This window comes from Pseudomonas sp. NFACC14, from assembly GCF_900106885.1.
GTDB lineage: Bacteria > Pseudomonadota > Gammaproteobacteria > Pseudomonadales > Pseudomonadaceae > Aquipseudomonas > Aquipseudomonas fluorescens_AA.
This window is the reverse complement of the sequence record NZ_FNOA01000024.1, coordinates 80,310-92,527: the sequence shown is the minus strand read 5'-3', so window position 1 is coordinate 92,527 and position 12,218 is coordinate 80,310. Positions and strand designations below refer to the sequence as shown.

Here is a 12,218-nt window from a genome sequence, read left to right as displayed (position 1 = left end):
CTGCTCGCCCTTGAGCTCCAGGCGATGGGCCAGGCCATGACTCCAGCCGCGCCCGAGGCCGACGTCCAGGGCGACGGCGCTGGTGCGGTACAGCCGGGTGAAGACGAACGGCAAGCGCCCGTCGAGGGTGCCGTCGTCCAGGGTCAGCAGTTCTTCGCCGGTGACCATCGACACCGGGCAGCCGCTGGTCTGGGTCTGGGCCGCGGTGTCGGCGCTGTCGCCGTTGGGGTTTTTCGATTGGGCCGGGGCGTCGTCGTGGGGTTCGTGTTCGCTCAGGCGGGTAGACGGCTGGGATTTTTCCCGCGCCACGGCGGCCGGATTGCTCACAGACAATGGCGCCGAGTGTTCCGGGGTGATGTGCAAGGGTCCGACAGGCGTCGGTTTTAAAGGTGCGCGTTGGCTGACCACCAACGGTTTGAGCACATCGGCATGCTGATTGAGCCGGTCGGGGGTGAGTTGGCCCAGCCTCAGGCTCGACGCCAGCAACCATTCCCGGGCCCGCTCCGAGCGGACCCGGCCCAATACGTTACCGCTCATGCGCAGACCCAGGCCCAGTGCCCCGGTCAAACGCATCAGCAGGAAATTGATCAGTACCGAGGCGCGCAGTTCTCCGACGACTTCGGCCGCGTACTGAGGCGGCAACATCCGCAGCCAACTGGTGAACGCGGCCATGTGAACGAAGAGCAACGGCTCGTCGCTCAACACCATCAACCCTTTGGCAATTGCCTCGGAGGACGCCTTCAGTAGCTGTTCAAGCTCGGCTTGAGTCAGGTACTCCAAGAGTTTTTCGCTGTTGGCCTGCAGATCGGCCAGCAGCCCGAAAACCTGCTTAACGTCGTCCCAGAGTTGATGCAGGGCGCTTTTGAGACCGCGCCAATCAGCCTGCTGCAACACGTCGTAGCGTTGAAGAAACCCGGCGTCGGAAAACTCCGCCCACAGCGACTGAAACTGCTCCCACTCGGCTTTCAGCCAGCCCTCAAGTTCGTCGATCACGCCTTGGTAAGACGCGTACAACGCCTTGACGTGATCGGCCGTGACATGGGGGAAAAAGGTGATGCGATAACGCTGGCCGCGCCAACACTCAGGCACTTCCAGGATGCCGCTGGGGCCGATCACGTGATGGATCGGCTCGCCGAAAATTTCCTTCCCCGGCGTGCCATCGATGACCGGCTCCAGCATCACCGGTGTGTCGCCAATCGGCACGAAACGCGCCGCCTGGAACATGTGCACCAACGTCAGCGGACCACTCGCCGGACACGCGGCCACCGTGGCACTGATGGGTTGATCAAGATTCTTCGGCGCCGCCAGGGACACCTCGTTGCCGACCTTGAACACTTGCTCAAGATCCAGCGCCCAACCGGCCCAGAAGCTTTCAGCCCAGGCGTCGTAGTCGTTCAGGCAGTTTCGAAAGTCCTGGAAAACCGCCTCGACATCCGGCTGCTCGGGGTCCATGGCCGCCACCACCAAAGAACCGATGGTGTTGTTCAGGGCCAGGAGCTTGTCGGGGGCAAACATGCAGGAATCTCGCGATGCGGGGACGAACGCGAGACTCTGCCGGGGATGACAGGGGAATTAAGTCAGTGGGAGGGGACAAAGGATGTAGGGCGATTCGCTAAATTTGAACGCTTGGCGTGCGAACCCCGCCGATGACCATAGATGCCACGATATGAACATGCAGATAGCCAGCCGACTGAAGATCTTTTTGTCTGATGTACCGCCATCGCGAGCAAGCTCGCTCCCACAGGGGACTTGTGGTGGGGGCGGGAATGCGTGGACTGCTGTTCTCACAGGCGCTGGTTAACTTAAGACTGTATGAATCATTGTGGCGAGGGAGCTTGCTCCCGCTCGGCTGCGCCGTAGGAGCTGCCGAGTGAAACGAGGCTGCGATCTTTCCAAAACCAATTGAGTATCAAGCGAAAGATCAGATCAAAGATCGCAGCCTTCGGCAGCTCCTACCGCAGCCCAGCGGGAGCAAGCTCCCTCGCCACGGGTCTGTGTTTTTTCAATTTCCCGGAGTGTCTAACGCAGATAAATGCGCAAACAGATGCCTACCCGCGCGCATTCTCGAGAAATACCCGCCAGCAACCCCTCAACCTATCGTAATCTCGCATCTGTATAAGCCCCGCCCCGCAACCGGCCGAGATCTTCCCCCGATGCCCTCCATCTACCAACTCAAGCCTGCCTTTCAAAACCTGCTGCGCCCCATGGTTCAACGCCTCTACAACAACGGTGTCACCGCCAACCAGGTCACCCTGCTCGCGGGTATCGTCTCGGTGTTGGTGGGGGCGGTCATTGCCTGGTTCGCCAGCCATCCGTGGATTTTCGTCCTGGTTCCGGTCTGGATGTTCCTGCGCATGGCATTGAATGCGGTGGATGGCATGCTGGCGCGGGAATTTGGCCAACAATCCCATCTGGGCGCCTACCTCAACGAGCTATGCGATATCATCGCCGACGTTGCCCTGATCCTGCCTTTTGCCCTGTTTGCCGATACCAGTCTCCTGCTCGTATTGTTGGTCACGCTGTTGGCGCTGTTCAGCGAATACGCCGGCGTGCTGGGGGCAATGGTGGGGGCTTCGCGGCGGTATGACGGGCCGATGGGCAAGAGTGACCGCGCCTTTGTGTTTGGCGTGTTGGCCACCGGTATTGCCCTGGGTTGGCTCGGGGCGCTGTGGATAAATGGTGTGATGGCGGTGGTTGCCGCCCTGCTGGTTTATACCTTGGTCAATCGGGTGCGTCATGGCCTGGACCAGGTGAAGGAAAACGCTCCCTCAGCATAAAGGAACTTGCAATGCGCGAAGCCCAACACCGGACATTCACCACCCACGATGGCGTGGACCTGTTCTACCAACACTGGCCGGCTGTCGACGCGGCAGCGGGTGAACCCCGCCAGGCCGTGTTGTTGTTTCATCGTGGTCATGAACACTCCGGGCGCATCGCGCACCTGGTGGATGAGCTGGACCTGCCCGGGTTCGACTTCTTTGCCTGGGACGCCCGTGGCCATGGCCAGTCGCCGGGCGAACGGGGCGACAGCCCGAGCTTCGCCACCAGTGCGCGGGACGTGCAGACGTTCTGCGATCACATCGGCACGGCGCATCAGATCGACGAAGCGAACATCGCCGTGGTCGCACAAAGCGTCGGCGCGGTGATCGTGTCCACCTGGGTCCACGACTACGCGCCGCGCATTCGCTCGCTGGTGCTGGCGTCGCCGGCGTTCAAGGTCAAGCTCTACGTGCCGTTCGCCCGTCCGGGCCTGGCGCTGATGCGCAAGTTCCGTGGCAACTTCTTCGTCAACAGCTACGTCAAGGCGAAATTCCTCAGCCATGACCCGGAGCGGGTGGCGTCCTACGACAGCGATCCGTTGATCACCAAGGCCATTTCGGTGAACGTGCTGCTGGGCCTGTACGAAGCCGCCGACCGCGTGGTGGCCGATGCCCAGGCGATCCAGGTGCCGACACAGTTGTTGATCTCCGGCTCGGACTTCGTGGTACACCGCAAACCCCAGGAGCAATTCTTCGAGCGCCTGGGCAGCCTGCACAAGGAAAAGCACATCCTGCCGGGCTTCTTCCACGACACCCTCGGCGAGAAGAACCGTGCGCCCGCCGTTGCCAGTGCACGCCGCTTCATCCTGCAAAACTTCGCCCGACCGCTGGACCGCCCTTGCCTGCTGGACGCCGATCGCCTGGGCGCGACCTGCGCCGAAGCCGAAACCCTGGCCACGCCGCTGCCCCACAACTCGCTACGCGACCTCTACTGGCGCATGACCCGTGCCAGCATGCGCTTTGGCAGCAAGTTGTCGGCCGGGGTCAAGCTGGGCTTCGACACCGGGTTCGACTCCGGCAGTACCCTGGATTACGTCTACCGCAACCGCCCCACCGGTACCTCGGCGCTGGGCAAGATGATCGACCAGAACTACCTGAACTCCATCGGCTGGCGCGGCATCCGCCAGCGCAAGCTGAACGTCGAGGAACTGCTGCGCCTGGCGATGGCCGAGTTGCGCGCCCAGGACCGCGAGGTGCGCATCGTCGACATCGCCGCCGGCCATGGCCGCTACATTCTCGAAGCCCTGCAAGGCGTCAGCCCGTTGCCCGAGTCGATCCTGCTGCGCGACTACAGCGACATCAACGTGCGCGATGGCAGTGCGCTGATCGTTGAAAAAGGCCTGGGCGATATCGCTCGATTCGTCAAAGGCGATGCCTTCGACCGCCAGGACCTGGCGGCGCTGGAGCCCAAGCCGACCCTCGCCGTGGTGTCGGGCCTGTACGAGCTGTTCGCCGACAACCAACTGGTCGGCGGCTCCCTCGCGGGCCTGGCCGAAGCCGTGGAGCCTGGCGGTTTCCTGGTCTACACCGGCCAGCCGTGGCACCCGCAACTGGAACTGATCGCCCGCGCCCTCACCAGCCACCGTGCCGGTCAGGCCTGGGTGATGCGTCGACGCACCCAGGCGGAAATGGACCAATTGGTTGAGGCGGCGGGCTTCCGCAAGATCACCCTGCGTGTCGATGAATGGGGCATTTTCAGCGTTTCGCTGGCGCAGCGAGTGCAGTAATGAGCGCCGTCATCGCTCCGGCCCGCGAACCCGCACTGCTGAAACCGGCGGTGCTGTGGCTGCTGTTGTTGGCGCCGCTGTTCTTCACCACCTACGGCTTCGCCACCTGGGTCACCTCCCAGCGTGACGACGTCGGCACGCTGGTGTTCGCCTGGGAAAGCCACATGCCGTTCATGGCCTGGACCATCGTGCCTTACTGGTCGATCGATCTGTTGTACGGCCTGTCCCTGTTGCTGCCCAGCAGCCGCGACGAACTCAAGCGCCATGCCTTGCGCCTGCTCACGGCCCAGGTGATTGCGGTCAGTTGTTTCCTGCTCTGGCCGTTGCGCTTCACCTTCCCCCGGCCAGCGATGGATGGCGTGTTCGGTTGGTTGTTCGAGGTGCTGGCGGGTTTCGACAAGCCGTTCAACCAGGCGCCGTCGCTGCATATTGCGTTGCTGGTCATCCTTTGGGTCTGCTATCAGCGGCATTTGCAGGGGGTCTGGCGTTGGGTGATGCACGGTTGGTTCGCGTTGATCGGCGTGTCGGTGCTGACCACGTATCAACATCACTTCATTGACCTGCCTACGGGCGCGTTGGCCGGTTGGCTGTGCGTGTGGTTGTGGCCGCTGGATCGACCCAGCCCGCTGCTGAGTGCGCGGCTGGCGGCGGATCCTGCTTGCCGACGCCTGGCCTTGCGTTATGGCCTGGGCGCGGCGGTGTTGTTTATTCCGGCGTTTGCCTTGGGCGGCGCGTGGCTCTGGCTGATCTGGCCGGCGGTCGCGGTGCTCATGGTGGCGCTGAATTACCTGGTATTCGGTGCCGACGGTTTCCAGAAGCGTGCCGATGGTCGCTTGAGTCCGGCAGCGCGCTGGTTGCTGGCGCCTTATCTGGCGGCGGCGTGGATCAATTCTCGCGGCTGGACGCGCAAGCATCCGCAACCGAACCAAGTGGCGGATAACGTCTGGCTCGGGCGAATCCCCACGCCGATGGAATTGAAGGACAGTGCGTTTACCGGCGTGCTCGACCTCTGCGCGGAACTGTCCATGGACAGCACGGGCGTCGCCTATCGCTCATTGCCGGTGCTCGACCTGACAGCGCCGACCGCCGAACAATGCCTGAACGCGGCAGAAGCCATCGAAAGCCTGCGCCAGCACGGGCCGGTGCTGGTCTGCTGCGCCTTGGGTTATTCGCGCAGCGCCACGGCGGTGGTGGCCTGGCTGCTGCACAGCGGCCGGGCGGCGAACGTCGATGCGGCGATCGTGCAAATCCAGCGCGCCCGACCGCGTATTGTGTTACAGGCGGCGCACCGTCGGGCGCTGGAGCAATTATCCATAGCACGGGGGCACGTCCATGATCAGTGACATGGAGCTCCACACCGTGGCGAGCCTGTTGCGCCGGGGTCATTCGCTGGACCAGCTGTCCACCGGGCTGACGCTGCTTGGGGCGCTGCTGGGGTTGGGGCAGTGGCTGGTGGGCGTCATCGATCCGTGGTTGCTGCTGTTGAGTGTGGCGCTACTGGTGCTCGGCGTGCTGGAAAAATACTGGGCGCTGCGCGTGGCGTTTGACGCCGATCTGTTCCAGCGCATGGCTGACAGCACCCAGTCCCTGGCCGAGCGCACCTATACCTTGGATCAAGCCCTCATCTCCCTGGGCCTGCAACCGGCCGCACGTGCCGGTCGCCTCTGGACCGAACGCCGGCATGGCGCATTGTTGTTGCTGCGTCGACAGTCACGCTTATTGGCCGTACAAGTCGTCCTGGTGCTGGGCTTCATCCTGGCCAGTCCCTGGTTGGCTTCAAGTATCTAGATAGTTTTTGTGGCGAGGGAACAAGCTCCCTCGCCACAGTTAATGGTCAGCTGTTAAAGATTGCGTCACTACCCGAACTTCTCAGGACAAGGAATCTTCATGTTCGAACCCGTGGTCGCCAACCTCATCACCTCCGCCGCCCGCATGGTCACGGGCGCGCGCAGCCTGTGGCTCGGCTGCGCGCCGACGTCGGTGCAACGGATCTACTTCGCCAACCACAGCAGCCACGGTGACTTCGTGTTGCTCTGGGCCTCGCTGCCGCCGGCGCTGCGCAAGCTCACCCGCCCGGTGGCCGGGGCCGACTATTGGCAAACCAGCCCGGTGCGTCGCTACATCATCAACCGGGTATTCAACGGCGTGCTGGTGGACCGCGAGCGCAAGGATCCCTCCTACAGCCCATTGCAGCCGATGCTCGATGCGCTGGAAAACGGCGATTCGCTGATCATCTTCCCGGAAGGCACGCGTAATCCGGAGGAAGGCCTGTTGCCCTTCAAGAGCGGGATCTATCACTTGATGAAAAATCACCCCGAGGTGGAGGTGATCCCGGTGTGGATCGCCAACCTCAACCGCGTCATGCCCAAGGGCCGTGTGCTGCCGCTGCCGCTGTTGTGCACCACCAGTTTCGGCGCGCCGCTGTGCATCGAAGAAGGCGAAAGCAAAGAGCAATTCCTTGAACGCAGCCGCGCCGCGCTGCTGGCACTGGCCCCGGAGCACGTCTGACATGGATCGATATACCCTGATGTTGTTTGGCGGGATCGGCGCCATCCTGGTGCTGGCTTCGTTGATCGGTTTCATTCTCAGGCTGAAAACCCGCGGCGCGCCGAACTCGGTGATCGATAACCTCAACGCCCGGATCAATGCCTGGTGGATCATGGTGCTGGTGATCGGTATCGCGTTCTGGCTCGGCAACGCCGCAGTGATCCTGTTGTTCTACGCGGTGTCGTTCTACGCCCTGCGGGAATTCCTGACCCTGACACCGACCCGGCGCAGTGACTACCCGGCCCTGGTGGCGGCGTTCTACCTGGCGCTGCCGCTGCAATACCTGTTGATCTACTACGACTGGTACGGGCTGTTTTCGATCTTCATCCCGGTGTATGTGTTCCTGCTGCTGCCGATCCTGGCGTCCCTGGGCGGCGATAGCACACACTTCCTCGAACGCGCGTCGAAGGTCCAGTGGGGCTTGATGATCGCGGTGTTCTGCATCTCCTTCGTCCCGGCCCTGCTGACGCTGGACATCGCTGGTTTCGAAGGGCGCAACCTGTTGCTGATCGCCTACCTGGTGATCGTGGTGCAGCTCTCGGACGTGTTGCAGTACGTGTGCGGCAAGCTGTTCGGCAAACACAAGATCGCGCCGAACCTGTCGCCCTCGAAAACCGTGGAGGGGTTTGCCGGCGGCATTTTCCTGGCCTCGCTGATCGGTGGCGCGCTGTGGTGGATCACGCCGTTCAACCCGTGGCAGTCATTCCTCATCGCCTTGCTGATCAACCTGCTGGGCTTTGCCGGCGGCATCGTCATGTCGGCGATCAAACGCGACCGCGGCGTCAAGGACTGGGGTCACATGATCGAAGGCCACGGCGGCATGCTCGACCGCCTGGACTCGGTCTGCTTCGCCGCGCCGATCTTCTTCCACCTGGTGCGGTACTGGTGGACCTGAAAAAGCCCGCGGCAAACACCTGAACCTGTGGGAGCGAGCTTGCTCGCGATAGCGTCAGGTCAGTCAACATCCATGTCGGCTGATCCACCGCCATCGCGAGCAAGCTCGCTCCCACAGGGGGTTGGTGTGCAGGGCTATCAGTCGAGGATCAGGTGCGGCAGGAACCGGCTGGAATCCTTGGTGATCAGGCTGTTGTCTTCCCGCACGCCAATGCCGGCCGCCTGGTCGCCAATGACCCAGGAGCCGATCAGGGTGTAGCTGTCGTCAAACTTCGGCAGCGGCGCGAATTCCTGGAGGATGAACGGCGCGTCGGTGTAGGGGCCGTCTTCTTTTACAATCAAGCCATCAGCGGTCTGCAACTCGATGTTGGCGCCTTCCCGGGAAAAGAACGGCTTGCGCACCCAGCCCTTGGGCACGGCTTTGCTGGTGTCGGTATCCAGGTGAGCCGCGAGCAGGTTCGGGTGGCCTTTGTTGAATTCCCACAGCAGCGGCAGGATGCCTTTGTTCGAGATGATCGACTTCCAGGCCGGCTCGAAAAACTGCGTATCACACTGGGCAATCGCCGCACCAAAAGGCTCGTGGAAGATGAACTCCCAGGCATGCAGCTTGAACAGGTGCGGGATCCAGCGCTCTTCCAGGTCGACAAAACGCCCGTCACTGTTGAGGCCGATGTCTTCGATATCGATGTGCCGCGATTCAATGCCGACTTTTTCCGCGATCAGGCGCAAGTAATCCGTGGTGCCCTTGTCTTCCACCGAGCCTTTCATCGAGGCGAAATAGAACGGCTGGGTGAGCTGCAACTGAGCGAAGGCCTGGTGCAGCTTGGTGTCGATGCTGTTGAACTGGTCGGCATGGGCCGGCAGCGTGCCGCGCTCGATGCATTGCTCCAACCAGCCCCACTGGAACGCCGCCGCTTCGTAGAGGCTGGTCGGTGTGTCGTAGTTGAGCTCCAACAGCTTGGCCGGGCCGCTGCCGTTGTAGGAGAAATCCATGCGCCCATACAGGTGCGGGTGGCCTTCAAGCCATGAAGTGCGCACCAGGTCGAAGAACGGCGCGGGAATGCTCAGGCGCTCCAGCAACTCTTCGCTCTGGACCACGCGTGCCACGAGGTCCATGCACATGTCATGGATCTCGGTGGTCGGGTCTTCCAGGTCGTCCTCGATCTGCTTGAGGGTGAACTGGTAGTACGCGCTTTCGTCCCAATAGGGTTCGTCGTCGATGGTGTGGAACAGAAAGCCGAGCCGCTCGGCGGTCTGCTTCCAGTCAGGACGCTCTGCGCAATGGATCTTCTTCATGGCGCTGGTTCCTCAACCGCCGGAGCTGCTCGAACCGCCCCAACCGCTGCGGGCACTGGACTTGCTGCCGAAGCCGCCGCGAGACGTGGACGAAGCGACCGACATCGCCTTGCTGCTCTTGATGGTGTCGGTGTAGCTGCCGTAGCGCGCCTGGTTGGACTTGGTAAAGGTCGAACCACTGGAAACCCGCTGGCTGAGCGTCGAGGAGCCGTAGTCGCCGCGATCATCGCGGTAACGGTAAACCGGCTCGGAGTAATAGCTGTTGCGGTTGCCGCTGAGCATGTTGCCGATCAGCAGCCCGGTCAGCAGGTTGCTGAAGCCCGAACCACCGCTGTTCGCTTCCGAAGCCGGCAATTGGGCCCGGGCGGCGTCGACCTGGGATTGCGTGACTTCGCCATCGGCGCTCAGTTCGAAACCACCCAACTTGGGAATGAACTGGCCGGTCGAGTCCTGCTGGCACCAATCGGGCACGAAGTCGGCATCGCAATCGGCCTGGCTGGCGTACGTCGGCGCGATGCGACGGTGCTCGCTCATGGCGGTCATGTAGGCGTCGGCGCAAATGTCCACCGGCAGCTTTTCATCGACACATTGCTGGACGGACTGGAAATTGTACTTCTTCTGCAGCTTGTAGGTTTTTTCCGTTGGCCCGCAGCCGGAGATCGCCAGGGCGACCGACGCGGCCAGCGAAAGCTGGACGTACTTGCTTCGTTTCATCGGGTTCTCCGTGGCGCAATCAGTTCGTGGAAGGCGTCATGCACGCGGCGTTCAACAGGCCGACGCTGATGGCCACGGCGGCGATGTAGATACCGGCGGCGATTTCACCCTTCTTGATGCGCTCGGAGGCGCCCTTGAGCACCAGGCTGGTCACCAGGAACGCCAACAACTGAACGACCGCGGCGATCACCGTCCAGACGACGAAATCCAGCATGCTGATCGAGTAGGCAATCACGTTGCTGGCCGGGATGGCGAAACCAATGAGGGCACCGCTCAGGGCGATCGCCGCCGCCACGTTGCCCGAGCGGATCAGTTCGAACTCTTTGTGCGGCGTGACATGGATGTAGATGAACTGAAACAGCGCGAACAGCACGGCGGCGCCGAGAATGTACAGGGCGAAGCCGAACACGGCGGCCTTGTTCAGGGAAATGGAGAGCGCTTCAAGCATGGACTTCTTCCTTATTCAAAGAGTGTTCAAGTCAGTGGTGTACAGCGAAATACCCAGCGAAGTGCTCAGGCTGACGGTGCCTTCGGCGTCCTCTTCGACGGAGAACAGCAGGAACTCCCGGCGATCGGTCAGGCCGGTGTCGCGGGCGTACAGCATCGAACGGTGCTCGACACTGTAGGACTCATCCGGATTGCTCACGCGCTCGCTCAACGTCACCAACTCTGTCTGCCCCGCCTCGGTGCCCCATTCACGGCTGTACTCGACGCCGTCGTGGGTGTAGGTCGGCAGGCCGATCAGGCTTTCAGGGCCGGCCAGGCGACGCAACTCCGCTTCGCTGTTGATCGTGACGTAGCTGAGGTAGTTGAACAGGATCACCGACTCGACCTGCCCGGCGATGTCGCCGCTGGTGTGCACTTGCAGCCAGTAGTCTTCGTCGTTCATGTAGCAGCGCGACAGCCAGTTCGATTGCCCGAGGTCGACGATGCCCAGGCTCCAGATCTGCTGGGAACCGGGGATGACCACGGTGCTGTTGCCGTCGAGCAACAACTTGAGCGTGGCATCGAACATGACCTGCTTGCCGGAGGCCAGGCCCAACGGCCCGGTGACGGGCGCGCCATGGCTGGCTGTCGTGTTCGCATTCGGGGCCTCGAGCCCCATCAACTGTTTAAACCACCCCATGGGAAATTTCCTTGAGACGCGTGGAGGCGATGTAGAAGAGTTCTCCGCCCACGACGCGCGTGGTGCCGGGCGGGTTGATCGCTGGGTGTCGGGCGCCCTGGGCGCGGTAGCCGATCAGCGTAGCGTTATGCTGCTCTTTCATCCGGGTGTAGAGCTCGCCGAACGTCGCTTCAAACGCCTCGGGCAGTTTCATCAGGTACTGGGTGGCGCCTTCGCCCACACAGAGCAATTCGTTGATGACCACTGACGAGCCCGGGTCCTGGGAGGCCCGCACCAGCATTTCGATGGCCATGCTGGAGGTGCATTCCAGGCTCGGGGCATAGGCGCTGGCGAGGGCGGCGATTTCGCTGTCATTGAAATGGGCGACCACATGCCCGGCAGGCCCCAGTTGATTGACCGCCAGTACGGTGGCCAGGGTCAGGTCGTCGGAATGGGTGCGCACCAGCACGCGTTCGGCGCCCGGCACGCCAGCACGCTGCAGCAGAGCGACGGAGGACAGGCTGTCGCCCTTGATGAAGGATGTCTTGCCGGGCATGGGGTTTTCTTCGAGATCGCAATCGCAGATGACGATCAGGTTGTCATTGGAGGTTTCGTCCTGCAGCAGCAGTTCGATGACCCGTTCGCTGGACGCGCCCTCCCAGCCGATGAGAACCGTGTGGCCGACCTTGCCGGTGAAATCGCCTTTGCCCTTCATGCCTTTTCTCCAAACATCGATGACACTGCTGGTGGTTTTGCCGATGGCTGCCGTCAGCAGCGCGATGCCCCCGAGCATGATCCAGATAGCCACGAAAATTCGCCCGGCGGATGTCTGTGGCAACAGGTCGCCATAGCCGACGGTAAGCGTGGTGGTGAGATAGAAGTAGATAAACGTAGCGGCGGCGATGAGGTGTTGCTCGCCCAGCAGCACCAGGCCGATCCAGGCCGTGGACAGGTGCACGCCCAACGCAATGGCCAGGCCCGCCCAGCCGAACCGATGGAAGAAGGACGATGCGTACGAGCGCAACAAAAGGAAAATCGACATTTCGTCCCTGACTCCGTGGGGCTTCGTTCCTGGCGGGATCATCGCTCTGCGTGTGAATGCCCGAGCGGAGTGAC

At 62.2% G+C, this 12,218-nt stretch carries 12 protein-coding genes; 6 read left to right on the top strand and 6 right to left on the bottom strand.

Annotated elements, in window-relative coordinates:
* Nucleotides 1-1,515: DUF6531 domain-containing protein (locus BLU85_RS25840; RefSeq protein ID WP_256573227.1), on the bottom strand; the 1,515-nt coding region annotated here is incomplete at its 3' end.
* A gap of 638 nt (nucleotides 1,516-2,153) precedes the next feature.
* Here BLU85_RS25840 and BLU85_RS25835 point away from each other — a divergent pair.
* From BLU85_RS25835 to BLU85_RS25810, 6 genes are all read left to right on the top strand, one after another.
* A complete protein-coding gene (locus BLU85_RS25835) occupies nucleotides 2,154-2,777 on the top strand; it encodes a CDP-alcohol phosphatidyltransferase family protein (RefSeq protein WP_092204510.1) in 624 nt (207 codons plus the stop codon).
* 11 nt (nucleotides 2,778-2,788) lie between these two features.
* Nucleotides 2,789-4,546 (top strand): bifunctional alpha/beta hydrolase/class I SAM-dependent methyltransferase, encoded by a 1,758-nt coding sequence (locus tag BLU85_RS25830; protein WP_092204509.1) that lies wholly within the window; start codon nucleotides 2,789-2,791, stop codon nucleotides 4,544-4,546.
* Nucleotides 4,546-5,889 carry a phosphatase PAP2/dual specificity phosphatase family protein gene (locus BLU85_RS25825; protein WP_092204508.1) on the top strand — a complete coding sequence of 448 codons (1,344 nt, stop codon included), beginning with the start codon at nucleotides 4,546-4,548 and terminating at the stop codon, nucleotides 5,887-5,889. The genes BLU85_RS25830 and BLU85_RS25825 overlap by 1 nt, the downstream gene beginning before the upstream one ends.
* On the top strand, nucleotides 5,879-6,334 hold the full coding sequence (locus BLU85_RS25820; RefSeq protein ID WP_092204507.1) for a hypothetical protein: 456 nt from the start codon (nucleotides 5,879-5,881) through the stop codon (nucleotides 6,332-6,334). The genes BLU85_RS25825 and BLU85_RS25820 overlap by 11 nt, the downstream gene beginning before the upstream one ends.
* Before the next feature lie 99 nt (nucleotides 6,335-6,433).
* Nucleotides 6,434-7,054 (top strand): lysophospholipid acyltransferase family protein, encoded by a 621-nt coding sequence (locus tag BLU85_RS25815; RefSeq protein WP_092204506.1) that lies wholly within the window; start codon nucleotides 6,434-6,436, stop codon nucleotides 7,052-7,054.
* Nucleotide 7,055: 1 nt separating this feature from the next.
* Nucleotides 7,056-7,988, top strand: a complete 933-nt coding sequence (locus BLU85_RS25810; RefSeq protein ID WP_092204505.1) for a phosphatidate cytidylyltransferase — start codon at nucleotides 7,056-7,058, stop codon at nucleotides 7,986-7,988.
* A 137-nt stretch (nucleotides 7,989-8,125) separates the two neighbouring features.
* Here BLU85_RS25810 and BLU85_RS25805 read toward each other — a convergent pair whose 3' ends face one another.
* The 5 genes from BLU85_RS25805 to BLU85_RS25785 are packed head-to-tail and all read right to left on the bottom strand — an operon-like array spanning nucleotide 8,126 to nucleotide 12,144.
* Nucleotides 8,126-9,283, bottom strand: a complete 1,158-nt coding sequence (locus BLU85_RS25805; RefSeq protein ID WP_092204504.1) for a glutathionylspermidine synthase family protein — start codon at nucleotides 9,281-9,283, stop codon at nucleotides 8,126-8,128.
* Between the two features lie 12 nt (nucleotides 9,284-9,295).
* Nucleotides 9,296-9,997: a DUF1190 domain-containing protein gene (locus BLU85_RS25800; RefSeq protein WP_092204503.1), complete on the bottom strand. Its 702-nt coding sequence runs from the start codon at nucleotides 9,995-9,997 to the stop codon at nucleotides 9,296-9,298.
* A gap of 19 nt (nucleotides 9,998-10,016) precedes the next feature.
* Nucleotides 10,017-10,445, bottom strand: a complete 429-nt coding sequence (locus BLU85_RS25795) for a DUF350 domain-containing protein (protein WP_025215702.1) — start codon at nucleotides 10,443-10,445, stop codon at nucleotides 10,017-10,019.
* 15 nt (nucleotides 10,446-10,460) lie between these two features.
* Nucleotides 10,461-11,123 carry a DUF2491 family protein gene (locus BLU85_RS25790; protein WP_092204502.1) on the bottom strand — a complete coding sequence of 221 codons (663 nt, stop codon included), beginning with the start codon at nucleotides 11,121-11,123 and terminating at the stop codon, nucleotides 10,461-10,463.
* A complete protein-coding gene (locus BLU85_RS25785) occupies nucleotides 11,110-12,144 on the bottom strand; it encodes an ion channel (protein WP_092204501.1) in 1,035 nt (344 codons plus the stop codon). Before BLU85_RS25785 ends, BLU85_RS25790 begins: the two co-directional genes overlap by 14 nt.
* Nucleotides 12,145-12,218: the final 74 nt, after the last annotated feature.